Consider the following 24,061-nt stretch of genomic DNA (forward strand, 5'->3'; position numbering starts at 1 on the left):
CCCCGCAACCAAAACAACCAAACAGCCCCGCCCAAAAAGCGGGGCTGTCGTCGTTCAAAACTCAGAAATAACCAAAACAAACCACGACCCCGCGCGCGTTCGCAAGCGGGGTGGAGCCTTCGTCCCTCGCCCCGCTGTCATCCGGCGCAGAGCTCGTCTCGCACGCCGTCTCAGCCGTCGTCGCGTCCGTCACGCGACCCGAAGGCGCATGCGGACAGGCTTCGGCGGCGGCGGATCGTCGTCGGGACTGCGATCCTGCGTCACGCGCAGGTTGGCTCGACGCCGCCTGAACCGAAACCGCCTTGGGGCGGCCCGTCGGATCACCGCGCGCGGCGGCTCCGCCAAGTTGAGGGCGCAAAGCGCCGCGCGGATCGCGTCGAGCGGAACAATCGCGCCGCTCTCGAGCTGCCGCAGGCCGGGCGCTTCCTCGATCGCGTACCGATCCGACGCCCAGGCGGCGAGAATCGCCCGCTTTTCGGCAGGCGGCAGGCGTGGATCGTCCATCACCTCGTCGGGATGCGCGAAGAGTGAGTGGTCCGCCGTTCCTGGCCGGCGAACCAAGTTGTTCTGATCGTCTGAAACGCGTTTGAAGCTCATCTCCAAACTCCACCCTGTTCGGGCCAAAGCGGCGCGTCGCGGCGCCGCTGCGCCATCATCGCCGGCGCCTCCACGGCCGGCGGCAGAAAATGTAAGAGGCCGCCATTCGGGATCAAGAACGATGAGGGGCGCCCGGCATTCGCCGTGCGTCGACGCGGATGCACGAACGCGCCGCTCGGCTATGAGCAAAACCGGCGGAAGCGGTCGGTCCTCCGGGGCGGTGGGCGGTCCGCGGCCCGCCGCGGCGCCAAGAGGCGGAACGTTGCCTGTCGCAAGGGGTTGTTCAATGACAGACAACGGAGAAAGACATGACCGAAAGCGCAGTCAGCGGGACGCCTTACATGCTCTGGGTGGTCGGAATACTGCTGGCGGGGGCCGTGCTGGCCTATGCCGCGGTTCGACGGCGCGGCGCGAAGGCGCCGATGTCGACGTCCGACGACGCCACGGAGCGTCTCTACGCCGCGGAGGACAGAGACCCCGCGAACAAATAAATCGTCCTCAGCGGGAGGTCGCCCGCATCTGGATAAATTCGTTGCGGCGGCGCGAGCGAAGGCGCGGCGGCGGCGGGCGGGCGTCCCGCCCTCCTGAACCTCCGCGCGCCACGAACGGTGGCTCCTCGCCAAGCGCGTCTATTGCGGCCTAAGGCGTCTCCGTTTACAGCCGCGCCAGACGTCCAGCCGACGCGGGTCCGGCGCGCCGCGCCGGCCCGAGGAGCATCCGACCCACCATGGCGATCCTCGTCACCGGCGCCGCCGGGTTCATCGGCCACCATGTCGCCCGGGCGTTGCTGGCGCGCGGCGAAGAGGTCATCGGCCTCGACGACCTCAACCCGTATTATCCGCCGCAACTGAAACGCGACCGGCTCGCGGCGCTCGCGCAGGCGCCCGGCGCGGATCGTTTCCATTTCGTCGAAGCGGACATCGCGGACCATGAAGCGGTGGACGCCGCCGTGGCGGGGCGCCCGGTCGACCGCATCATCCATCTCGCGGCCCAGGCCGGCGTCCGCTACTCCATCGAGAACCCACGGGCCTACGCCCGCTCCAATCTCGTCGGCCACCTCAATCTCCTCGAGCTCGCGCGCCGCCTCGAGGTCGGCCATCTCGTCTACGCCTCGTCGTCCTCGGTCTATGGCGGCAACGACGCCCTGCCCTTCTCTGTGGACGACGCGGTCGCGCGGCCGGTGTCGTTGTATGCGGCGACGAAGGGGGGGGGGGAGCTGATGAGCGAGTCCTACTCCCATCTCTACCGGTTGCCGATGACCGGCCTCCGCTTCTTCACGGTCTACGGGCCCTGGGGGCGGCCGGACATGGCGGTCTGGCTGTTCACCGACGCGATCCTCGCCGGCCGGCCGATCCGGGTGTTCAACGGCGGCGACATGCGGCGCGACTTCACCTATGTCGACGACGTCGTGGCCGGCGTCCTCGCCGCGCTCGACCGCCCTCCCCCCGACGACGGCGCGCCGAAGCCCGGCGGCAGCCGCGCGCCGCACAGCCTCTACAACATCGGCAACAGCCGGTCCGAACAACTCCTCACGCTGATCGCGCTGATCGAGGCCGCCTCCGGCCGCGAGGCCGTGCGCGTCTTCGAGCCGATGCAGCCCGGCGACGTGAAGGACACCTTCGCCGACATCACGGCGACCACGCGCGACCTCGGCTGGTCCCCGACCACGTCGCTCGAGCGCGGCGTCGCGACGTTCGTGCCCTGGTTCCGCGCGCGCCATGGCCTGTGACGGCCGCGACCGCTCAGACCTCTTTAATCGCTCTGTGATTATCATCCTCCTCAAACCGCGCACGGCGCGGACGACGGTGTGACGGGACATGGCGGCCAAGGCCGATCTGGCGGACGTTCTCGAGGCGGTTCTTGAGCTGAAGGCGCAGATCGCCGCGCAGGCGCAGTTGATCCGCCAACAGGCCGCCGCCCTGGAGCACCGCCGCAAGACCTTCGAGCGCGCGTCGGAAGCGGCCAGCATCGGCGTCTGGGAGTGCGACCTCTCGACCGAGGAGCTGCGCTGGAGCGACGTGGTCTACGACCTGTTCGACCTGCCCCGCGGCTCCTTCATCGACCGCCGGATCACGCTCGCATTCTACGTCGATACGGCGCGCCGGGAAATGGAGGCCGCCCGCGCGGCGGCGATCGCCCGCCGCGACGGCTTTTCGCTGGACGTCCAGATCGTCACGGCGGCGGGGCGACGCCGCGTCATCCGCATCACCGCGACCGTCGAATGCGAGAACGGCGCGCCGGCGCGGATCTTCGGCATGAAGCAGGACATCACCGAGGAGACGGCGCTGAAGGAGCGGATGCGCCAGCTCGCGGAGTTCGACCCGATGACGGGTCTCGCCAACCGCAGCCAGTTCCAGGCGCGGCTCGACGCGATGGCCGCGTCGCAATCGCCCGAGCACGGGTTCGGCGCCCTGGTCCTCGTGGACCTCGACGGCTTCAAGCAGATCAACGACACGCTCGGCCACGCCCGCGGCGACGCCTGTCTGGCGGAGGCCGCGGACCGGCTCAAACGGGCGGCCCGGGAGGCGGCCCTCGTCGCGCGGATCGGAGGCGACGAGTTTGCCGTCCTCCTGTCGGCGGCCGACGCCGCCCTCGCGGAGGAGCTCGCCGGCCGGATCGTCCGGGACATCCGCACGGCGGTGGTCGCAGGCGGGATCGCCCTCGATCTCGGCGCTTCGGTGGGCGTCGCCCACGGCGACGGCACGCCGGAGGAGCTGTTCGCGCGCGCCGACGCCGCGCTCTATGCGGCGAAGGCCGGCGGCAAGGGGGCGGTCCGCGTCTACGGCGCTGGCGTCACGCCGGTCGCCGCCTGATCCTCGCGGCGATCGCAAGCGCGCCCGCGCAGCGCCGCGGCGTCGTTTGCTCGTTCGACGGCATCGAGGGGGCCGCTTAGCCCCCTCCCCCCGCCGACTTGCAGTTTCCCGCGGGGCGCGATGCAATGGCGCAATCGTCGCCTCGACCGTCGGCGCCATCTTCCTCGCGACGTCGACGGCGTGCGGAGCGGTCGCGCGCGCCCCATGTCCGTTTCTCGATCAAAGGAATTATTCCATGTTCGCTTGCATCGGCTACGCCACCGAGTCCGCAGACCAGCCGCTCGCGCCGTTCTCGTTCGAGCGCCGCGACGTCGGGCCCACTGACGTCCGCATCGCGATTTCCTATTGCGGCGTCTGTCATTCGGATCTCCACACCGCCCGCAACGAGTGGAAGAACACGGTCTACCCCTGCCTGCCCGGCCATGAGATCGTCGGCAAGGTCGTCGAGGTCGGCGGCGAGGTCGCGAAGTTCAAGGTCGGCGATCTCGCCGGCGTCGGCTGCATGGTGGAGTCCTGCCGCACCTGCCCGAGCTGCCAGGAGGGCCTGGAGCAGTACTGCGAGAACGGCTTCGTCGGCACCTACAACGGCGTCGAGAAGCAGACGGGCAAGGTGACCTTCGGCGGTTACTCGAAGGAAATCGTCGTCGACGAGGCCTTTGTGCTGCGCCTCCCGGAAAATCTCGAGCTTGCGGCGGTCGCGCCGCTGCTCTGCGCCGGCATCACCACCTACTCCCCGCTCAAGCACTGGAAGGTCGGCCCCGGCCAGAAGGTCGGTATCGTCGGGCTCGGCGGCCTCGGCCACATGGGCGTCAAGCTCGCCCACGCCATGGGCGCGCATGTCGTGCTGTTCACCACCTCGCCCAACAAGGTGGACGACGCCAAAAAGCTCGGCGCCGACGAGGTGGTGATCTCGAAGGACGCGGCCCAAATGGGCGCGCACGCCGGCAGCTTCGATTTCATCCTCGACTGCGTCGCGGCCCAGCACGACATCAACGAATACCTCGGTCTGCTCAAGCGCGACGCCACGCTCTGCCAGGTCGGCGCGCCGGAGGATCCGCTCGCCGTCGCGGTGTTCAGCCTCATCTTCAAGCGCCGCAACTTTGCGGGCTCGCTGATCGGCGGCATCGCCGAGACGCAGGAGATGCTCGACTTCTGCGGCGAGCACGGCATCACGTCCGAGATCGAGATCATCCCGATCGCCGAGATCGAGACCGCCTATGCGCGGATGCTGAAGAGCGACGTGAAGTACCGCTTCGTCATCGACATGGCCACGCTGAAGGCCGCGGCCTGAGACCCTGATCGGCTCCGATTGATCACGCCGTCCAAGCGTCGGACGCGATCGCGCTCCACCGCCTGGTCGCAGCAGTTTGCGGCGTAAACCACCGTCGGAAGCGGGTGAACCTCGACTCAAAGCCCGAGCAGGTGCGGCAGGACGAGGCGCACGTAGGGCGGCGACGTCTCCGTGAGCGCGTCGACGGAACGCACGAAGACCACGCCGGCGAGCTCCGGCTCGGGGTCGGCGGCGAGGTGCGCCGCGATCCGCCGCTCCAGCTCGTCGGCGTCGAGGTCGGTTTCGTAGCGACGGACGTAGGCGGTGACCTTCGGCGCGGACACGGCGAAGGCCTCGGGACAAGGGCGCGCCAGCGGCGCCGCGAGCCCTGTCTCCTCCTGCAGCTCCCGCGCGATCGACCGCTCGAGATCGACCCGGCCGTCGACGACGTCGGACAGATCCGGCGTGCCGCAGGGAAAATAGGACATGCCGGCGGCGGCGGTGTGCGCGCCCATGCGGCCGAGCAGAACGGCGCCGTCGGCCGTCACGACGGCGGCCGCGCCGAAGACGTTGCTGAGGCCGCGCGCTTCGCTGCGGAGCCGCCACCAGTGGAACGCCGAGAATCCGATCTCGACGTGCCGCGCGACGAGCCGGTCCGCCTCGATCCGCGTGTCCAGGGCGATGAGCACGCGGCCGTCGAACAGCTTCGGCTTCGCCGCGACCTCGCTGGCCCAGTGAGCCGCGATCGCGGCCCGGTCCGCCGCGTCGAACGGCAGGTCCGCGGTCGTCAGGACGCCGTCGAAACCGGCGACCGGGATCACGCGACCCGGCGCGCCCCCTCCCCCATCAGCCGCCATGGCGCAGCAAAGCTCCGGGATGCGCCAGATCGACTTCCGCCGTAAGCGGCAGGTGGTCGGACGCCTTGCGGGCGAGCGGAGTGTCGTGGACGGCGAGGGCCTGCACCAGCCCGCGCGGCCAGCCGAGGATCCGGTCCAGCGGGAAGATCGGCCGCCGCGAGGGGAAGCTGGGCAGATGCGGATGTTCGCCGAACAACGGCTCGAAGGCGTTCAGCGACGAGCGCCGCCCGCGCCGCCACTCGTTGAGGTCGCCGAGCAGGATCGTCGGCATCGGCTTCAACCAGCCGAAGGCCGCGACCAGCGTGTCGGCCTGGCTGACGCGCGAGCGCCGCAGCAGGCCGAAATGCGCGGCGATGACCCGGAACGGCCCTTCGCCGAGGTCGAGTTCGACAATGATCGCCCCGCGCGGCTCGACGCCGGGGAGCCGGATGCGCTGGCGGCGGTAGACCGAGGGCTCACGCCTCACCAGCAGCGCGTTGCCGTGCCAGCCATGGCCGCCGGGCGCGTCGGACTGGGCGAGCAGGTGCAGCCCGGCCTGCTGTTTCACGACCTCCGGGTCGAGCAGCCCCAGCCGCTTGCCGAAGCGATGGTCGACCTCCTGCAGCGCGACGAGGTCCGCGCCGATCTCGCCCAGCACGGCGGCGATGCGGCCCGGCTCGACCTTGCCGTCCGTGCCTCGGCACTTGTGGATGTTGTACGAAGCGACCTTCACGGGCGGCGGCGGCTCCCGGCGACTGTTTCGGTCTGGGGCGATGCGACGAACCCCGCCGTCATTCCGGGCGAAGTCCCGGAATCCATATGCCCGCCGGCGAAGCCGATCTCGACCGGAGGGCTTATGGGCCCCGGGACACGCACGGGGCGACCGCGGAGCGCGAAACGCAGGTCGCGTTCGGCCACCGTGAAACCGCTGTGGAGACTGTCGGGGACCATGAACGGCTCCTACAGGTAGGGGGAAAGCAGGCGGGCGGTGGCGTCGCGCAGCTTCACGGCGAACATCCGTCCGTCGATGTCGGCGAGCGTGACGGGATCGCCGCGCTTGGCGTCGATCAGCGCCGACAGTCGCGCCGCGAGGGCGGCGTCGTACAACTCCACAGTCAGCTCGAAGTTCAACCGCAGGCTGCGGGCGTCCCAGTTGGCGCTGCCGATCAGGCACCATTCGTCGTCGACGGTCATCAGCTTGGAGTGGTCGAAAGGCGGAGGCGAGCGCCACAGGCGACAGCCCGCCTCGATCAAGGGGCGGATGTGGGCGGCGGACGCCCAGGCCACCATGCGGTGGTTGTTCTCCGCGGGCATCACGAGATCGACCTCCACCCCCCGCAGCGCCGCGAGCTGCAGGGCGGTGATGAGTTGCTCCTCGGGCAGGAAGTAGGGCGTCGCGATGCGGATGGTCTTGCGCGCGGCGGTGATTGCGGAGAGCAGCACCAGCGCCAGCTGATCGACGGCGTGGTCGGGCCCGGAGGCCACCGCCCGCGCCGGCGCGCCGGGCGTCTCCCTGGCCGGCGGCCGCGTGCGCTCCGGCGTGTCCTCGCCGGTGGCGAAGGCCCAGTCGTCGTCGAAGCTGTCGGCGATCTGCTGGACGACGCCGCCGACCAGCCGGAAATGCGTGTCCCGGACGGGGTGTCGCGCAGGCTCGGCCAGCACGTTCTCGGCCGCGATGTTCAGGCCGCCGATGAAGGCGAGCTCGCCGTCCACGATCAGCGCCTTCTTATGCAGCCGCAGGTCGAGCAGCGGCATCTTCCACGGCCAGATCGAGTGCAGGAACCGCGCGGCCGGCACGCCTCTGGTCCGCAGCCGGCGGTAGGCGGGCGAGAGGAAGAAGCCGCCGCCCATGCCGTCGATCAGCACGCGCACCGCGACCCCGCGTCGATGCGCGCGCGCCAGCGCCTCGATGAAGCGCAGGCCCGGCCCGTCGGCGCGGAAGATGAAGGTGGAGAGCGAGACGCTGGTGGTCGCGGCGTCGATCGCCGCCAGCATCTGGGGGTAGGCCTCGTCGCCCGACTGGAGCACGGCCTCGACGGCGCCCTCCTCCAGGTCCACCCGGGTGATGGCGCCCACCGCGGTTTTCAGCCTCTCCATGGCGCGGTCGGCGCCTCGTCCACGCGCGCCGTAGAGCCGCGGGCTCTTGAGCCCGCGCAGGCGCTGCGCCTTGCGGTGCACGCGGTTGACGCCGAAGCCGAAGTAGAGGAGCGCGCCGAACAAAGGCGACAGCCAGACGACGCCGATCCAGCCGATCGCCGCCCGCACGTCGCGTTTCCGCAGCAGCGCGTGCACGGTCGCGGCGGACGCCGCCGCGACATGCGCGGCGGTGACGGCGATTTCAAACGGCTGGAGAGGTCCGGAGAAGATGGCGCGACGCTCCGCGAGAGATCCCGCAGAGCGTTATAGGCCATCGCCGCGGCTTGTCCCGGGGGGCGACGCCGAGCCCGGTCAGCCCTGGTCGATCGTCGCGGGGACCGGCTCGCCCTTGGTCTTCCAGAGCGAGACCAGCACGCCGCCGGCGATGAGCGCGAGGGTGACGCCGAGCGAGATCGCGGGGTCGACCTTGCCGAAGAAGTGCGCCCAGAAGATCTTGGCGCCGATGAACACCAGCACGAGCGCGAGCGCATACTTCAGGTAGGCGAAGCGGGCCGCCATCGCCGCGAGCGCGAAGTAGAGCGCGCGCAGGCCGAGCACCGCCATGATGTTCGCCGTGAACACGATGTAGGTGTCGGTGGTGATCGCGAAGATCGCCGGCACCGAGTCGACCGCGAACACGAGGTCGGCGACGTTGATCACGACCAGCGCCAGGAACAGCGGCGTCGTCCACAGCACGAGCTTGCCGGTCACCGGGTGCGGCTGGCGCACGAAGAAGCGCTCGCCGTGCAGCTCCGGCGTCACGCGCATGCGCTTCGACAGCCAGCGCACCGCCTTGTTCTCGGAGAGGTCGGCCTCCTCGTCGCCGGCGAACAGCATCTTCACGCCGGTGAAGGCGAGGAAGGCGCCGAACACCAGCATGATCCAGTCGTAGTCCTGCACCAGCGCCGCGCCGACGCCGATCATCAGGCCGCGCAGCACGAGCACGGCGAGGATGCCCCAGACGAGGGCGCGGTACTGGTAGCGCGCTGGGATCGCGAAGTAGCTGAAGATCAGCGAGATGACGAAGACGTTGTCGATCGAGAGCGCCTTCTCGATCGCGTAGCCGGTGTAGTAGTTCATGCCGGCTTCGGGGCCCATCGACCACCAGATCCAGCCGCCGAAGGCGACCGCGACGGCGATGTAGAACACTGAGAGCCTGAGGCTTTCGGCGACGCCGAGCTCCTTGCCCTTGCGGTTCAGCACGCCGAGGTCGAAGGCGAGCAGCACCGCGACGAGGCCGAGGAACGCCAGCCAGAGCCAGGCCGGCTTGCCGACGATCTCGGCGAACAGAAACGACGGAAGAAGCTCCATCAGGATGATCTCTCACGGTCTCAAGCGCGCGCGGACAGCCGCCGACGCTGCGCCTTGGTTGAAGCGCAGGTCCGACATCGCGACCGTGAAAGGATCGCCAGAGGGGCCCGGACCGTTCTGGTGAGCCGTGAGTTAGATCGCCGGCGCCGCAGCGCAAGATGGCGCGACGAAAGCTCGCGAATCCGTGACCGGACGGCGCCCCGTCACCGCTCCTCCCGCAGCACCCGGAACAGCCGCGGCCCCTCGCCGCGGAGGATCTCGAACGCCCGCGCGGGCCTCCGGCGCGCGTCCTCGATCGCGATCTCGACGCGGAACGCCGGCCCGTAGAACGCCCCGAGCGGCGCCGCGCTCCCGCCGCCGAGCAGCTGCTGGACCGCCTGCATCGACGCCGCCCCGCGCCGCCGCAGGCCGAGGATCTGATCGAGCACCGGCCGGCTCAGGCCGGGCGTCGCGCGCAGCACCTCGGGCGGAGCCTCGAGCGCCGACACCCGGCCCCGCGGGTTCGCGACCGTCAGGAAAGGCTTCAGCGCGCGCGCCTCGGCGACGCCGACCCCGAGCACGTTGCGCACGTCGTCCACGGTCGCGAAGGCGTCGTCGGCGGGTCCGGGAAGGCCGGCGGCCTCGTAGTCCCGGCGCTCGGCGCCCGCCCGGCCGCGCTTGCCGTCGGGATCGCGCCAGTCGACCACGCGGTCGGCGAAGGTCTCGGCCGTCATCGCGGTCAGGCCGAGCGTCCGCCAGAGGCCCGCGAGCAGCTTGGGATCAGCGCCGTTGAGGTCGACCTTGCCCGCCTCCGCCACCGCCGACAGCGTCACGACGCCGGCGTCGAGCCGCAGCCGCTGGCCCGCCAGCTCCGACGGCGGCCGCCGCAGCGCGACGAGCTGATAGGCCGCTAACTCGAGGCCGGCGTGGATCAGCGCGTCCTCCGTCAGCCGGTCGCGCGCGAGCCGCGCCTCGGCGACCGAAGAGCGCACCAGCACGCAGGCGCCCACCACGACCGCAGCGAGCACCGCCAGCACCGCCAGCGCCGACACCAGAACGAACCCGTCCCGCCCGCCCCGCATCAGTCCCGCTCCTGCTGCTGCGGCGGCGGTTGGTCGGACGGCGGGCCGCCGGGCGCCGGCTTCTTCTTGGTGCTGCAGAAGGCGAACTCGGGCGCGGCGCAGCCCGGCTCGGTCTCGGAGACGATCGCGACGCGGCGGGAAGCGACGAGACGCTTGCTCGCCGGATCGAGCCGGTCGATCCGGATCGCGGCCGGCAGCAGGTCGGAGCGCGACCAGGCGTCGGTGATGAGCTCGCCGCCGCTCTTCAGGCGCTCCACGAAGGCGAAGCGCAGCTCGGCGTTCCCGAACGGCATGCGGTGCGGACGCGACAGGGCGACGTCGTCCAGGCTCTGCGCGCCCACCGGCAGCTCGCCCTCCGCCCGGAGCGCAGCGCCCGGCCCGTCGGCCTGGTAGGCGACCACGACCGGTCGCGCCAGGCCGTCCTGCTGCGGCGCCTCGACGACGAAGACGAGCCGGTCGGTCTGGCCGTAGAAGGCGAAGCGCGGCTCCTGCGCGCCGGGAAACCGGCGGCGGGACAGCTGGGCGATGTCGCGCGCCATGGCCGCGACCGCCAGCCTCCCTGCTTCGTTCGCCTCGACCCGCCCCGCGATGCGGTCGGCGACCCGCGACAGGCCTCCGCCCAGCGCCAGCAGCCCGGCCAGCACCAGCGCCGCGAGCGTCAGCGTCGCGAGCGCCTCCACCAGCAGGTACCCGGCCTCGCCGCCGACTTGGCTCCTCGCGTCGCGGCTTCGCCCGAGGCGCGTCATGGCGCGGGCGCCGCGTGCAGGGTCTCCACCACCAGCGGCGGCCCGATGGCGGGATCGACCCGGATGGTCACGCGCAGCGGCGTGAACCGGCCGAGCTCCGCGTCCGCCGCCGCCTCGCCGCCCGGCCCTTCGCCGGCCTGCCGCGGCGCGCCGGCCGCGATCTGCACGGGCCCCTGCCCCGGCGCCGGACGCTGCCCCGGCTCGCGGCCCGGCGCCTGAGCGGGGCCTTCCGCCGGGTCCGGCGGGCCGGGCGGCGGCAGGGCAAGGTCCAGCGCCTCGCTCGTGACGGTGACGACGAGGCCGCGGTCGTCGCCGCGGAGGGTCCCGACGCCGGGCGCCAGCGCGTCAAGCCGGTTCTCCAGCACGTCGCGGGCGACGGCCTCCGCCTCCAGCAGCGCCTCGGCGCGCGCGAGCGCGAAGCGCGCGGAGACCACGCCGCGCTGGAGCGCCACCCCGACGACCGCGACCACCGCGAGCGCCACCAGCGTCTCGACCAGCGTGAAACCCTCGCGCGGCCCGCCCCTGCCTGCGCGTCTGGCGGCGCGTCTCATGGCGCGTCTCATGGCGCGCGTCATCGCTCGTCTGCGGTCTTCGGCCGGATCGAGACGCTCGACGTGATCTCGTCGATCTCGACGTCGATCCGCGCCGTGCGGGTGGCGAGCGCCAGCGCGCCGCCGGAGGAGCGGCCGTCGGGGTAGAACGCCACCCCGCCCTGCCGGAGGCCGGAGGCGCGCACCGCGAGCCCGCGCGAGAGGTCGACCACCGCCCCGGTCGCGCCCGAGCGCAGGTGCGGGCCGGGAAAATCGACGACCGCGACGACCGTGCGGCCCGAGCGCAGGGCCGCCGCGCGGTCGGCCCGAAGCAGCGCCGCGGCCTGATAGGCCTGCGCGCGCAGGCCGGCGTAGCTCTCCTCGATCCGCACGAACGGCAGCGCGAGGCCCGCCACGATCGCCATCACGGCGAGCGCCAGCATCAGCTCCACCAGCGTGAAGCCCGCGCGCGGGTCTCCGCGGTCAGTCGTTGGAGATGTCGGCGTTCTCACCTTCGCCCCCGCGCTGGCCGTCGGCGCCGAGCGAGGTGATGCCGTAGGGCATGCCGCGCCCGGGCGTGCGGTACTCGTAGGGCTTGCCCCAGGGGTCCGCCGGCACGGAGCCCTGCTGCAGGTAAGGCCCGGCCCAGCGGCTCTCGCCGGCCGGCGCGCGGGCCAGCGCCGCCAGCCCCTCGGAGCCGGAGGGGTAGCGGCCCATGTCAAAGAAATAGAGGTCGAGGGCGCTCGTGAAGGACTTGATCTGCAGCTTCGCCGCGCGCTCGCGCGAGCTGGAGAGGTAGCTCAGGACCCGAGGGCCGACGAGGCCCATCACGAGGCTGAGGATGACCAGCACGACGAGCAGCTCGACGAGCGTGAAGCCGCCCTCGGCGTCCCGGGCGCGGCGGTTTCGGCGGTGTGCGGCGAGGGTCATGACGCGTTCAAACCAAAAGGTCGTTGATGCTGATGAGCGCCGACATCACCGAGATGATGAGCCAGGCGATGAGGCAGGCCACGACGATCATCATCGCCGGTCCGATGACGGCCGTCAGCCGGTTGAGCGAGGTTTCGAGCTTGGTTTCGTAGAACGTCGCGACGCGGGCGGCGCTGTCGGCGAGCTGCCCCGCCTCCTCGCCGACGCGCAGCATCTGCGTGACGTGCGCCGGAAGGAAGCCGTGGCGGGCAAGCGCGGCCGAGACCCGCTCGCCGTGGCGGACGTCCGCGGCCGCGAGATCGATCGCGGCGCGCGCGGCCGGCGGCCGCACCACGTCGCGCACCAGCCGGAGCGCGACGGTGATCGGCACGCCGTTCGCGAGCAGGATGGAGAGCGTGCGGCAGAAAGCGACGGTGAGTTCGTAGGCGAGCACCGTCCGCGTCAGCGGCGCCCGCGCAAGCAGGCTGACGAGCATGGAGCCGTTCCGCCCGATGCGGCTGAGCACGAGCCCCAGCGCCAGCGCCAGCGCGGCGCCGCCGAAGACCAGGTCGACGTTGGCGCGGAACCAGCGGGAGAGGTCGAACACCATCCTGGAGGACGGCGACATGCGGCTCTGGAAGCCCTGCAGCGCGCCCTCGAACTGCGGCACCACGAACAGCAGCACGAAGCACAGCACGCCCACCGCCGCGACCGCGAGGAAGGAGGGATAGGCGATCGCCGAGACGAACTTGCGCTTCAGCGTCTCGTTGCGCTGGCGCTCGGAGGCGAGGTCGCCCAGCGCCGCCTCCAGTCGTCCGGCGCTCTCGGCGACGGCGATGGTCTGGACGTAGACCGGCGGGAAGATCTTGGGGTGCATCGCGAGCACCGCTGAAAAGCTCTTGCCGCCCGAAAGCTCGCCATGGAGCTGGCGGATGAGCTTGGCGAGCCAGCGCCGCGACTCCATCTCGGCGAGTATCTGCAGCGCCTCGTCGAGCGTGACGCCGCCCTTCAGCATCATCGCGAGATCGAGCGTGAAGGCGGTGATGTGCTCGGGCGGCGGCTCCGGCGTCAGCATCTCGCGCCAGGTCCGCCGCGGACCGCCCTGGGTCTCGCGCGCGTCGATGGGGGTGACGTTCGAGCGTTCGAGATGGGCGAGCGCCTCGGCGCGGGAGGCCGCCTCCATCACGCCAGTGAGCATCTGGCCCGCCGCGCTGACCGCGCGGTATTCGAACGTGGCCACGGCTCAGCCCCCGCGCCCGGGGCGGATCGCGCGCGCCGGGATCATCCGAGGAGGCCCGGCGCCGCGAAGCCGGCCGCCGCCCACACCACCCAGACCGCCGGCGCGAGCAGCGCGCCGAAGGGAAGGCGATCCTCGCGGCCGGCGCGGCGGAGGCCCGCGACGACGAGGCCGGCGAGGCTCGCCGCGAACAGCGCGACCGCGAAGCCCGCCGCGCCGGCTAGGCAGCCCGCCGCCGCCGCGAGCTTGACATCGCCGAGCCCAAGCCCGTCCCGGCCGCGCGCGCGGAAATAGACCTCCCGAACGCCCCAGAGGAGACCGCCCGTCAGGACGACGTCGACCGCCAGCGCGCCGAGGACGTCGGTCGTTCCCCCGCCCTCTGCGAAGCGGGCCGCGATCCCGAGCGCCGCGAGCGCCGCGGCGGCCTCGTTGGGAATGATGAAGCTCTGCGCGTCCCGCCACGCGATCCACGCCGTCACCAGCGCCGCCGCCGTCGGCAGCAGGAGCCAGGAACCGCCGAGCCCGCCCGCGGCAGCGGCGACGAGCGCCGCGGCGCCGAGGGCGGCGTCGGAGCGGGAGGCGACGGCCCCGGCGGTCATCGCCGCGGCGTCACTTCGTGTAGGACGCCGGGCGGGGGCCGCCCATCGACGTCAGCCGGGAGCGGAACTCCTCGGCCACCGACTGGGCGTCCTCGCCGTTGCGGATGACGACCGGGCGGATGAACACCACGAGCTCCGTGCGGTCCTTGGCGCTCGAGCGCTGGCTGAACAGGTTGCCGATGCCCTTGAGGTCGCCGAGGATCGGCAGCCCGTTCTTGCCGCGCTCGTTGCGCTTGCTGATCAGGCCCGCCAGCAGCACCGTCTGGCCGCTGACCACCGAGATGTTGCTCGCCACGCGGCGCTTGGAGATCGTGGGCGTCAGGGTGTCGGCGCCGCTCGCGACCGACGAGATCTCCTGCTCGATCTGCATCGTCACCGCGTCGTTCTGGCCGATGCGCGGGATGACGTTGAGGATGATGCCGGTGTTCTTGAACTCGACCTGGTTGACGAGCGGGGAGTCGACGTTCTCGACGCTCTGCGCCTGTCGGGTCACGATCGGGATCTCGTCGCCAACCTGGAAGTTCGCGACCTGGTTCTCGGCGACCACGAGCGATGGCGACGACAGCACCTCGACGTTCGTCACGCGGTCGAGCGCCGAGATCACCACGTCGGGGTTGGAATTGGTCCCGATCAGCAGGTTGAAGCCGGGCGTCTGCTTCGACAGCGCGTTTGCCGCTGTGCCGAACAGGCTAAACGAGCCGTTGTTGCGGCCGAGGCCCACGCCGCCGCTCTTCACGAAATACTCGACGCCGTTCTTCATGTCGTCGTTGAGCTGCACCTCGGCGATCGTGGCGCTGATCGCGACCTGCAGCGGCGCGGAGTCGAGCTGCCGGAGCGCGGTCAGGATCTTCTGGTAGGTGAAGCCGTCGGCGTAGGTCACGACGGCGTTGTTGGCGGGATCGGCGCTGATCAGCACCTTGCTGCCGCCGCGGTCGTCGTTCTGCCGGGAGAGGTCGATGGTCTCCCCCCCGCCGCCGCCGCCCGTTTCCGCCGCCGCGCTGGCGCCGTCGCCGAAGTAGGGGCTGTTGAACGCGGTCGAGCCCTGCTGCCCCGACGCGTTCCCGGCGTTCGACCCGCGATCGGCGACGTTCGACACCGCGCCGTTTCCGGACGGGGAGGAGGACGAGGACGACGATCCCGAACGGTTGTCCGACATCAGGTCCGACCCCTCGCCCAAGCCGCCCGTCGGGAAGCGCCCGCCGGTGGTCGCCGCCGCGCGGCCGCCGCCGTCGCCGCCGGCGCGGAACAGGCTCGTCATGATGCGGGCGAGCTCGCGCGCGTCGCGGTAGCGCGCCTTGTAGACGAAGACGTTGTCGCCCCCGGACGCGCTCTCGCGGTCGAGCCGCTTCACCCAGGTCTCGGCGCGGCGCATCAGCGCCTGGGTCTTCGCGATCACCATCACCGCGCGCAGCCGGCCGATGGCCTTGAACTGCACGGCGCCCGCGCCCACGCCCTTCTCCTCGGCGTCGAAGACGCGGCGGAGCTCGCCGACCACGACCTCCGGCGTCGCGCGCCGCACCTCGTAGATGCCGACCGCCTGGTCCTGCATCCAGTCGGCGTCGAACGACATGATCGCCTGCACCGCCTCCGCCCGCTTCGGGCCGGTGCCGCGCACGATCATGGCGTTGCGGGAGGCGTCGACCTTCAGCCCGTCGGCGTCCACCACGAAGCCGGACACGAGCTGCGCCATGGTGCTGGCCGAGACGTGGCGCAGCGGCACCACCGAGAGGCCGTAGCCCGGCGTGGTCCGGTCCGCAGCCTCTGCCGCGCCGCCGACGGACGAGGCCGCGGTGATCCGCATCGTGCCGCCGGTCTTGGTCATGGTGAAGCCGTTGCTCTGCAGCAGCGCCTCGAGCGCGCCCAGCAGCTCCTCGGCGGTCATCGCCCGCGGCGACGAGATCGTCACTTGGCCCGCGACGTCGGCGCCCATGACGTAGTTGATCTTCAGCGCCTCGCCGAGCACCGCCTGGACGACGTTGCGCAGGTCGGCGTTCTCGAAGTTGAGGCGGTAGAGCGCGCCCGACCGGCCCCCGCCTTCGCTGCGCTCGGTCACCAGCCGGAGCGGGGAGCCGCCGGCGGCCTCGGGTTCGGACGCGAACGACGCCGCGACCGCGCCGGTCGTCTCCACCGAGCCCGACGCCATGGCCTGCGCCTGCGTCCCGTCGGCGCGCGGCTGGCGCGCGGACAGATCTGTCGTCAGACCGGTCTGCACGATGCTGACGCCGCCGTCGTTGGCGGGATCGACCGTCGAACACCCGGCGAGCGCGAAGACGCACGCCGCGACCACCAAACGCAGCGCCGCTATCATGATGAAGACCCCAACTGCACGCACATTCCCCGACGACATGAAGCAAGAAGACAAAATGGAAGTCAAATTTTACAGTCGTCAACCGATACGTTACATGCCTTTCGAGCTTGACCTAAAGAATTCGGCGGCGACATTAACCACAAAATTCCGTAGTATCCTCGCGTGGGCGTAGTGTCCAAGAAAATGAACAGATTCGTGGGCGGAGCGCCGGTGGGGCCGAAGCGAAACGGTAGCGGCGGCGTGCGACGGCGGCGCGACAGGAGCGTACGCCGCTGCGTTCGGGCGAGTCGCGGCATGCTACGAAGGACGACGCGCGCGGCCCGATCGACGGCGACCACGACGGGACCGGCGGCGATTCGATCGCGAGGCGGCGGATGACGGCTCAGGACGTCCGAGCGGCGGAAACCGGGGACGCGCGCCTGCCCGCCCTCGCGCAGGAGCTGCGCCGGCGTGGTTTCGCGGCGGACGGAACCGAGGACCTCGAGGCCCTCTGGCGCTCGGGCGCGGTTCCGGCGTCCGACCTCGCCGACGCGGTCGCCTTCGCCTACGCGCTCCCCCGCCTGACCTTCGCGGAGGTGCAGGAGCGGCAGGGCCTGACCGAGGGGCTGTCGCGCCGCTACCTCAGGGACGCGCGGATCTACCCGTTCGACCGGGACGGCGCGCTCGCCGCGGCGGTCGCCAATCCCGCCGACGACATGGCGATCGACTCCGTCGGCCTGGCGCTCGGCGCGCCGCCGCAGCTGGCCGTGCTCTCGTTCGAAGAGATCGAGCTGCTGTTCGAGCGCGACGCGGAAGCCGCCGCCGCGAGCCCCTCCGCGCAGCCCTCGACGGCCGCGGACCGCGCCGAGACGGTCGAGGCGCTGCAGGATCTCGCCCGCGGCGCGCCGATCGTGCGCTCGATCGACCAGTTGCTCGAGCGCGCGATCGAGACCGGCGCGACCGACATCCACATCGAGACCGGCCGCGAGGAGGTGCGCGTGCGCTTCCGCGTCGACGGCCGGCTGCGCGTCGAACAGGTGCTGCCGAAGGGCCTCGCCGCCGGGCTGATCTCGCGCGTGAAGATCCTGGCGGGCCTCGACATCGCCGAGCGCCGCCTGCCCCAGGACGGGCGCTCCAACGTCAAGATCGGCCGCCAGGAGGCGGACCTCCGCGTCGCCACGGCGCCGACGATGTACGGCGAGACCGCCGTGCTGCGCATGCTGCTCAAGGACGCGCGGCTGCTGGATTTCGAACGGCTGGGCCTGAGCCCGCGCGATCGCGCGACCTTCGAGGCGCTGCTCGCCGAGCCGCACGGCATCGTGGTCGTCACCGGGCCGACGGGCAGCGGCAAGACCACGACGCTCGCCACCGCGCTCGCCGTGCTCAACGATCCCGCCCGCAAGATCGTGACGGTCGAGGACCCGATCGAGTACCAGATCGCCGGCATTCATCAGACCCAGATCAAGCCGGCGATCGGCCTCACCTTCGCGACCGCGCTGCGCTCGTTCCTGCGCCACGACCCCGACGTCATCATGGTCGGCGAGATGCGCGACAAGGAGACCGCCGCGGTCGGCGCCCAGGCCGCGCTCACCGGCCATCTGGTGCTGACGACGCTGCACACCAACACCGCGGCGGACGCCGTCATCCGCCTCGCCGACCTCGGCGTCGAATCCTACCTGATCGGCGCCTCGCTCCGGGGCGTCATCGGCCAGCGGCTGGTGCGGCGGCTGTGCGAGCGCTGCAAGCGGCCGGACGCGGCGGCCGACGACGACGCCCGCGCCTTTGCGGCCGCGCGCGGCCTGACGCTCGCGGCCGGGGCGTCGTTCCACCGCGCGGTCGGGTGCTCCGCCTGCGGGCAGTCGGGATACCGCGGCCGGATCGGCGTGTTCGAGGCGCTGCGCGTGGACGACGCCGTCCGCAGCCTCATCCGGGAGCGCCCGGATCCGACGAGCCTGCAGCGCGCGGCGCGGGACGGCGGCATGACCAGCATGCTCGAGGACGGCGTCTGGAAGGCCGGGCGGGGGCTCACCACCATCGACGAGGTGCTCCGTGCGACCGGCTGACCCGCGCGCCTGCGGCGCCGACGCGAGGGATGCCGCCGAGGGAGCCCGCCGTCGATGGCGCTGAAGGAGACGCTCGCCCAGGCGACCGAGGCCATCGTCGACGTCGTTGCGCCGCTCGCCGCCCGCTTCGCCCGCGGGCCGCGCCGCGTGGCCGTGGCGGAGGACGGCGCGCTTGCGCTCTACGAGGCGCCCTTCGGCGCGCCGGCGAAACGTCTCGCCCCGAAGGACGGCGCCGCGCGCGGTCCGGTCCAGGGCGAACTCCGGCTTCCCGCCGGGGCGGTGTTGACGCGGACCCTGAGCTTTCCCGCGGCGACCCGCGACTACCTCGACGCCGTGATCGAAAACCGGCTCGAACGGCTGACCCCCTGGGCGCCCGAGCGGGTGCTCTATGGCTACCGCGCCTCCGACGCCGCCGACGGCTCGCTCGACGTGCGCTTCGTCGCCGCCTCCCGCGAGGTCGCCGACGACTGGATCGCAAAGGCTGCGGCGATCGGCTTCGCGCCGACGGCGCTGGGCGGCGCGGGCGAGCCGCTCGACGCGCCGCTGTCCGTGGATCTCTGGCGCGGCGGGCGAGACCCGTTCCGCAGGCGGGTGCGGCGCGGCCTCGCGATCGCGGCCGTCGCCGTCGTGGGCGTGCTCATTCCGCTCGCCGCCGGCTCCTACTGGGCGCTGCACCGCGCGGAAGAGCGGCTGGCGGACCTCGAGCGACGGTCGCAGGCTGCGCGCCGAACGCTGATGCAGGCGAGCGGCGGCGGCGCGCGCGAGCGCGACCTGATCGCGGAGAAGCGGCCGGAGACGGCGGTCGTCACCCTGGTCGACAAGCTCGCCGCCGCCCTGCCCGACGGCACGGCGCTGCGCGACCTCGAGATCGATCCGGAACGCGTCCGGCTGGCCGGCGTCTCGACCGCCGCGCCCGAGCTGATCGGGCTGCTCACAGCGTCCGGCGCGCTGCCGGAGGCCCGCTTCAGCGCGCCGGTGACCCGCAACGCCGACGGCCGCGACGGGTTCGAGATCGTCGGCCGGCGGCCGGCCGGCCCGAAGGCTCAGCCATGAGGCGGCAGGCATGAGGCGGCCGATATGAGCGTGGGAAGCCTCGGAGGCGCGAGCGCCTCCGCTTCGTCCCGCGGCGTCGCGTTCTGGGCGCTCGTGACCGCGGCCGTCCTGCTGCCGCTCGCCGCGATCGTGCTCTCGACCTTGAATGTCCTGCAGGCGGCCGAAGTCGATCGGCTGGCCTCCGGTCAGGAGGCGATCGTCGCGCAGCTCGAGCGACGGGTCGCGGCGGCCGGCGGCCCCGCCGCGGCGGCGATCGACGCGTCCGCGATCTACGTGGCCGGCGCGACCCCCGCTCTCGCCAAGGCGGCTCTCCAGCGGCTGCTGACCGACGCCGTCGAGGCGACCGGCGGGCGCCTGATCGAGGCCCAGGACGTCGAAGCGCCCGGAGAGGCGCAGGACCTGATCGACGACCGCGTCCGGCTGCGCGTCACCTTTGACACCCGGAACGGCGCCCTGCTCGAACTGCTGCGCCGGATCGAGACGGGCCTCCCGCTGCTGACGGTCGAGCGCCTCGAAGTTCGGCGTCTCGACGCCGCGGCGGACGCCGATCCCGAGGATCCGACGCTGCGCGTCGGCGTCGTGATCAACGGTCCGGGGAGGTTCGTCGCGGGATGACGCCGATCCTTCGCGCCGCTCTGACGGCGCTGCTTGCGGCCGCGCTTCCGGTTCTCCCGATCGGCGCCGCCGCCCAGGAAACGGCCGAGGACAAGCCCGCGCCGCCCGCGGCCGAAGCTGCGCTCAACCCCCTCAACGCGCTCGGCGCGGACAGCCTCTCCGCGTTCCGCGACCGGCCGCTGTTCACGCCGTCGCGCCGCGCGCCTCAGCCGCCCGCCGCCGTCCAGGCGGAGCCCGAACCCGAACCGGAGACCGCGACGGCGCCTCCGCCGGCCCCGCAACCGAACCTGCGCCTCGCCGGAGTGATCGAGGGACCGGACGAGACCGTCGCGGTCGTCGAGGACATGGGCTCGAACACGGTCAGCCAACTCCGGCTCGGCGACATGCTGGACGGCTGGCTGGTGACGGCGATCGACTCGGCCTCGCTCCGCCTCACGCTCGGCGAGCAGGAGGGCGAGTATCGCCTGTTCGACCCGAACCAGGCCGCCCGGCCGAAGCAGCATTCGGACGAGTAGAGCGCTTTCGTTTTCGGAGAGGCGGGGAGCCAGAGCGGCCTCGCGTCAAGCGAGCGCCACGGCGGCCTCATGCTCCGCCGTCGCCCCGGGCCTGTCCCGGGGCCCATAAGCCCGCCGGTCGAGATCGTCTCCACCCGCGGGGTGATGGATTCCGGGACTTCGCCCGGAATGACGGCGGGGATTCAGCGCAACAACGCAAAACCGACACAGCTCTCGCGGTCAGAGGCGGCGCAGCCAGGCGTTCCAATCGGGGTGGTGGAACAGGGTGCGGGCGCGCATGTGCTTCCAGGTCCCGTACTTGTAGAAGTCGAAGTCCAGCGTCGAGACCGCCTCCTGGATCATCGCCCAGGTCGACCACTTGAGATCGGCCAGCGCCTTCAGCACGGCGACGCGGGCTTCGACCTGGGGCGTGACGGCGCCGAAGTAGGCCTCCAGCATCTCGCGCTCCACCGCCTCGGGGAACGCCATCTCGTCGAACCAGCCGGCGATCTCGAACGCGCGCTCGTTGTTCGAGGCGTACTCGAAATCGACGATCAGCACGCTGTCGGCCGCGTCGATCATGAAATTGCCGGCGAGCGTGTCGTTCATGCAGGGGACGAGATCGAGACCGGAGGCGGTCAGCGCGGCCTTGGCCTCGGCGTAGCGGCGCATCAGGAAGGGCTGGTCAGGCGGCAGACGTCCGCCGACCTCCGCCACCTGCGCGACGTGCTCCTCGATCATGTCGAAGATGGTCTTGGTCAGGCCTAGCGGCTCGCTGTCGTTGAAGGCCTTGAGCGCCGCGACGGCGTTGCGGCGCACGGTCGGGCGCAGGAAGTCGAGGTTCGAGGAGGCGCGGTAGCCCTCGACGAAGGCGAAGATCTCGACGCCGAGATCGGGCAGGAAATCCACCACCTCGACGCCGAAGCCGCTGGCGTGGGCCTTGCGGCTGGCGTCGTTCGCGGCGAGACGGTCGATGAACATCTCGGTGCCGCGGCCGGGCACCTTGAGGAAGTAGTCCCCCGCCTCCCCGACCGCGATGCGCCAGTTGGCGTTGCTGATGCCGCCGGACACCGGGCGGTAGCGCAGCGGCTCGTCGCGCCAGCGCGGCACTTCGGCGAGGATCGCCTCCAGCGCGCGTTCGCCGGCGCTCTCGCCCTCGCCGGGTCGTTTCCAGGACAGCATGGCGGCCCGCTCCCTCCCTCGCCCGCGACGCCTCAGAGGCGCCGCAGCCAGACCTCGAATTCGCGGGCCGCAGCGGTCGTCCGCGCGTGCGACAGCCGCCACGTCCCGTATTTGTAGAACTCGACGCCTGTGCGGGGCGAGGTGACGGCGCGCACGACGCCCCAGAGCCCCCACATCACGTCGTCGACCGCGCCATAGAGCCGGCAGCGGTTCAGGACGCGTTCGTCGCAGGCGCCGGCGTAGGCCTCGAGCGCCGCGCGCTGGTCCGCCTCGAAGCGGCAGGCCTCGTTCATGAGCGCGCCGACGTCGAACCAGGGGTCGTTGTCGCCGGCGAGGTCGAAGTCGACGAGCCGGACCTCGCCGGTCTCCGGCTGGAGCATGACGTTGGAGGCGACGCCGTCGTTGCGGCAGAAGGCGAGATCGACGCCCGCGGCCGCGGTCGCCTCGCCGATCAGCGCGCAGGCCGCGACCAGCCGGTCCGTATCGTCCGGCAGCGGGGCGCCGGCGCTCATGGCGTCCGCGTAGAGCGCGGCGACGCGGGCGAAGGGGTCGAACCGCCGGCCGATCAGACCGTCGCCGTGCAGCCGCTTCGTCAGCGACAGGGCTTGGCTGAGAATGGCTGCGTCCTGAAGGTCGCCGACGCGGCCGTAGCGCCAGGGCGCGTCGAGGAAATCGAGCGCCAGCAGGCCCTCGGCCTCGTCCGCCACCGCCGGCCCGACGCCGAGCGCCGCGGCCTTGCGCGTGGCCTCCGCCGCCTGCGGCGCGACGTCGGCGGCGCAGTCCTCGTGGCGGATCTTCAGGAACACGGAGCGGCCGTCGTCGAGGTCGAGGCGCACGCCGTCCGACGCCACGCCACGATGCACCGGCGAGGCGACGGCGGCCGCGGCGAGCCCGTAACGCGTCACCTTGCCCGCAAGCCGCGGCAGCCGGGCGACGGCGGCCTCCACCCGTTCGTCGAACGCGTTGGCGGCGGATCCGAACGGGGTCATGCGGGACCTCCGGCAAGGGTCGCGCGTTCCGGCGAGCCGCCCGCCCGGCAGAGCCGCCACGCCGCCTCGAGGCAGAGGCGCAGGCCGTTCTCGAGGTCGGCCGGCGCAGTGAACTCGCCTTCGTTGTGGGCGACGCCGCCGACGCTCGGCACGAAGATCAGCCCCGTCGGGCAAAGCCCGAGCAGACTGATGGCGTCGTGGCCCGCGACCGTGTCGAGGTCGCGGTGGCTCAGACCGAGCGCCCCGGCGCAGGCGGCGACGAGGTCGCAGACGTCCGTGGGAAGTTGCCGGATCGGGCGCTCCGAGCGGTCGGCCGTGACCGTGACGTTGGCGCGTTCCGCCGCTTCGGCGATGGCGCGGGCGCCGAGCGCGCCGGCCTCCGCCAGCACCGCGTCGTCGGCCGAGCGGATTTCCAGCGACAGCGCGACCTCCGACGGCACGACGTTGGCCGAGTTCGGCGCCACGAGGATGCGGCCGACGGAGGTGTGGACCACGCCCGGCCAGCGCTCCGCGATCGCGCGGGCCTCGGCGATGAGGTAGGCGGCGGCGAGCAATGCGTCGCGGCGGAGCGGCATCGGGCACGGGCCGGTGTGGGCCTGCTCGCCCTGGAACCGGACGTCGACCTTGATCGCCCCCCAGTTGCGTCGGACGACGCCGATGTCCGCGCCCGCGCTCTCGAGATGGAGGCCCTGCTCGATGTGGAGCTCGAGATAGCAGGCCGGCAGCGGCGGCGGCGCGTCCGCCCCGCGCTGGCCGATGGCGTCGAGCGCCTCGCCCAGCGTCACGCCGGCGTCGTCGGCGCGGGAGAGCGCGAAAGCCGCGTCGTGCTTGCCCGTGAAGAAGCCGCTGCCGAGCAGGCTCGGGCGGAAGCGGGCGCCTTCCTCGTTGGTCCAGTTCACCGCGCAGAAATCGGCGTCGAACCGCGCGCCGGCCCGTTTGGCCCGCATCAGCGCCGCGCCGACCGCCGCCGCCGCGACGACGCCGAGCGCGCCGTCGAAGCGGCCGCCGCGCGGCTGGCTGTCGAGGTGGGAGCCGAGCATCACGAGCGGAGCGTCGGGCCGGTCGGCAAGAGCGAACACGCCGTACTGGTTGCCGACCGCGTCGGTCCGCACCGTCGCGCCCGCCGCCTCGAGCGCCGCGGCGAACGTCCGCCGCGCCTCGCCGTCGGCGGCGCTGGCGCTCTGGCGCTCGACGCCGCCGCGCGCGGCGGCGCCGCAGGCGGCGACGGCGTCGAACAGGCGATGGAAGTCGTCGACCGCCGCGTCGTCGCGCGACGGCGTCGTGATGAGGGTCATGGGGTCCGCAACCGGGATTATGGGGGCGCGACGAGCCT

At 72.1% G+C, this 24,061-nt stretch carries 24 protein-coding genes; 8 read left to right on the forward strand and 16 right to left on the reverse strand.

Annotation, left to right across the window (positions count from 1 at the left end):
• Positions 1–189: 189 nt before the first annotated feature.
• Positions 190–597: a hypothetical protein gene (locus JOD31_RS05720; protein ID WP_204949361.1), complete on the reverse strand. Its 408-nt coding sequence runs from the start codon at positions 595–597 to the stop codon at positions 190–192.
• Between the two features lie 308 nt (positions 598–905).
• Between JOD31_RS05720 and JOD31_RS05725 the strand changes: the two genes are divergently transcribed.
• From JOD31_RS05725 to JOD31_RS05740, 4 genes are all read left to right on the forward strand, one after another.
• Positions 906–1,088 carry a hypothetical protein gene (locus JOD31_RS05725; protein WP_204949362.1) on the forward strand — a complete coding sequence of 61 codons (183 nt, stop codon included), beginning with the start codon at positions 906–908 and terminating at the stop codon, positions 1,086–1,088.
• 236 nt (positions 1,089–1,324) lie between these two features.
• Positions 1,325–2,326 (forward strand): SDR family NAD(P)-dependent oxidoreductase, encoded by a 1,002-nt coding sequence (locus JOD31_RS05730; protein ID WP_204949363.1) that lies wholly within the window; start codon positions 1,325–1,327, stop codon positions 2,324–2,326.
• 88 nt (positions 2,327–2,414) lie between these two features.
• Positions 2,415–3,410 carry a diguanylate cyclase domain-containing protein gene (locus JOD31_RS05735; RefSeq protein ID WP_204949364.1) on the forward strand — a complete coding sequence of 332 codons (996 nt, stop codon included), beginning with the start codon at positions 2,415–2,417 and terminating at the stop codon, positions 3,408–3,410.
• Positions 3,411–3,645: 235 nt separating this feature from the next.
• Positions 3,646–4,701, forward strand: coding sequence for an NAD(P)-dependent alcohol dehydrogenase (locus tag JOD31_RS05740; protein ID WP_204949365.1), 1,056 nt, complete (start codon positions 3,646–3,648; stop codon positions 4,699–4,701).
• A gap of 116 nt (positions 4,702–4,817) precedes the next feature.
• Here JOD31_RS05740 and JOD31_RS05745 read toward each other — a convergent pair whose 3' ends face one another.
• From JOD31_RS05745 to gspD, 12 genes are all read right to left on the reverse strand, one after another.
• A complete protein-coding gene (locus JOD31_RS05745; RefSeq protein WP_204949366.1) occupies positions 4,818–5,501 on the reverse strand; it encodes an NUDIX hydrolase in 684 nt (227 codons plus the stop codon).
• Between the two features lie 25 nt (positions 5,502–5,526).
• Complete coding sequence (locus JOD31_RS05750; protein ID WP_204949367.1) at positions 5,527–6,249, reverse strand: endonuclease/exonuclease/phosphatase family protein; 723 nt, start codon at positions 6,247–6,249, stop codon at positions 5,527–5,529.
• A gap of 227 nt (positions 6,250–6,476) precedes the next feature.
• Positions 6,477–7,808: a phospholipase D-like domain-containing protein gene (locus JOD31_RS05755; protein ID WP_271206100.1), complete on the reverse strand. Its 1,332-nt coding sequence runs from the start codon at positions 7,806–7,808 to the stop codon at positions 6,477–6,479.
• Positions 7,809–7,964: 156 nt separating this feature from the next.
• Positions 7,965–8,963: a TerC family protein gene (locus JOD31_RS05760; RefSeq protein ID WP_204949368.1), complete on the reverse strand. Its 999-nt coding sequence runs from the start codon at positions 8,961–8,963 to the stop codon at positions 7,965–7,967.
• A 203-nt stretch (positions 8,964–9,166) separates the two neighbouring features.
• Entirely contained in the window at positions 9,167–10,024 is an 858-nt protein-coding gene (locus JOD31_RS05765; protein ID WP_204949369.1) for a type II secretion system minor pseudopilin, read from the reverse strand.
• Positions 10,024–10,770: a hypothetical protein gene (locus tag JOD31_RS05770; RefSeq protein WP_204949370.1), complete on the reverse strand. Its 747-nt coding sequence runs from the start codon at positions 10,768–10,770 to the stop codon at positions 10,024–10,026. Before JOD31_RS05770 ends, JOD31_RS05765 begins: the two co-directional genes overlap by 1 nt.
• Entirely contained in the window at positions 10,767–11,321 is a 555-nt protein-coding gene (locus JOD31_RS05775) for a prepilin-type N-terminal cleavage/methylation domain-containing protein (RefSeq protein ID WP_246482377.1), read from the reverse strand. Before JOD31_RS05775 ends, JOD31_RS05770 begins: the two co-directional genes overlap by 4 nt.
• Positions 11,322–11,341: 20 nt before the next feature.
• A complete protein-coding gene (locus JOD31_RS05780) occupies positions 11,342–11,812 on the reverse strand; it encodes a prepilin-type N-terminal cleavage/methylation domain-containing protein (RefSeq protein ID WP_204949372.1) in 471 nt (156 codons plus the stop codon).
• A complete protein-coding gene (gene gspG, locus JOD31_RS05785) occupies positions 11,784–12,230 on the reverse strand; it encodes a type II secretion system major pseudopilin GspG (protein WP_204949373.1) in 447 nt (148 codons plus the stop codon). Before gspG ends, JOD31_RS05780 begins: the two co-directional genes overlap by 29 nt.
• Before the next feature lie 7 nt (positions 12,231–12,237).
• Positions 12,238–13,449: a type II secretion system F family protein gene (locus tag JOD31_RS05790; RefSeq protein ID WP_204949374.1), complete on the reverse strand. Its 1,212-nt coding sequence runs from the start codon at positions 13,447–13,449 to the stop codon at positions 12,238–12,240.
• Positions 13,450–13,490: 41 nt separating this feature from the next.
• Complete coding sequence (locus JOD31_RS05795; protein WP_204949375.1) at positions 13,491–14,045, reverse strand: prepilin peptidase; 555 nt, start codon at positions 14,043–14,045, stop codon at positions 13,491–13,493.
• A 10-nt stretch (positions 14,046–14,055) separates the two neighbouring features.
• A complete protein-coding gene (gene gspD / locus JOD31_RS05800; protein ID WP_204949376.1) occupies positions 14,056–16,353 on the reverse strand; it encodes a type II secretion system secretin GspD in 2,298 nt (765 codons plus the stop codon).
• A gap of 374 nt (positions 16,354–16,727) precedes the next feature.
• Here gspD and JOD31_RS05805 point away from each other — a divergent pair, with 374 nt between their 5' ends.
• Genes JOD31_RS05805 through JOD31_RS05820 form a run of 4 tightly spaced genes read left to right on the forward strand, consistent with a single transcriptional unit; the run spans position 16,728 to position 20,578 of the window.
• A complete protein-coding gene (locus JOD31_RS05805; protein WP_204949377.1) occupies positions 16,728–18,395 on the forward strand; it encodes a GspE/PulE family protein in 1,668 nt (555 codons plus the stop codon).
• A gap of 54 nt (positions 18,396–18,449) precedes the next feature.
• Positions 18,450–19,448 (forward strand): PilN domain-containing protein, encoded by a 999-nt coding sequence (locus JOD31_RS05810; protein WP_204949378.1) that lies wholly within the window; start codon positions 18,450–18,452, stop codon positions 19,446–19,448.
• Between the two features lie 24 nt (positions 19,449–19,472).
• Positions 19,473–20,063 carry a type II secretion system protein GspM gene (gene gspM / locus JOD31_RS05815; RefSeq protein ID WP_204949379.1) on the forward strand — a complete coding sequence of 197 codons (591 nt, stop codon included), beginning with the start codon at positions 19,473–19,475 and terminating at the stop codon, positions 20,061–20,063.
• Positions 20,060–20,578, forward strand: coding sequence for a hypothetical protein (locus JOD31_RS05820; RefSeq protein ID WP_204949380.1), 519 nt, complete (start codon positions 20,060–20,062; stop codon positions 20,576–20,578). The genes gspM and JOD31_RS05820 overlap by 4 nt, the downstream gene beginning before the upstream one ends.
• 219 nt (positions 20,579–20,797) lie before the next feature.
• Here JOD31_RS05820 and JOD31_RS05825 read toward each other — a convergent pair whose 3' ends face one another.
• From JOD31_RS05825 to JOD31_RS05835, 3 genes are read right to left on the reverse strand one after another with little or no spacing between them, the layout of a single operon-like run.
• Positions 20,798–21,739 carry a choline kinase family protein gene (locus JOD31_RS05825; protein ID WP_204949381.1) on the reverse strand — a complete coding sequence of 314 codons (942 nt, stop codon included), beginning with the start codon at positions 21,737–21,739 and terminating at the stop codon, positions 20,798–20,800.
• A gap of 32 nt (positions 21,740–21,771) precedes the next feature.
• Complete coding sequence (locus tag JOD31_RS05830; protein WP_204949382.1) at positions 21,772–22,728, reverse strand: phosphotransferase family protein; 957 nt, start codon at positions 22,726–22,728, stop codon at positions 21,772–21,774.
• A complete protein-coding gene (locus tag JOD31_RS05835; protein WP_204949383.1) occupies positions 22,725–24,023 on the reverse strand; it encodes a Zn-dependent hydrolase in 1,299 nt (432 codons plus the stop codon). The genes JOD31_RS05830 and JOD31_RS05835 overlap by 4 nt, the downstream gene beginning before the upstream one ends.
• Positions 24,024–24,061 lie beyond the last annotated feature (38 nt).

This window comes from Methylopila capsulata, assembly GCF_016907975.1.
Lineage (GTDB): Bacteria > Pseudomonadota > Alphaproteobacteria > Rhizobiales > Methylopilaceae > Methylopila > Methylopila capsulata.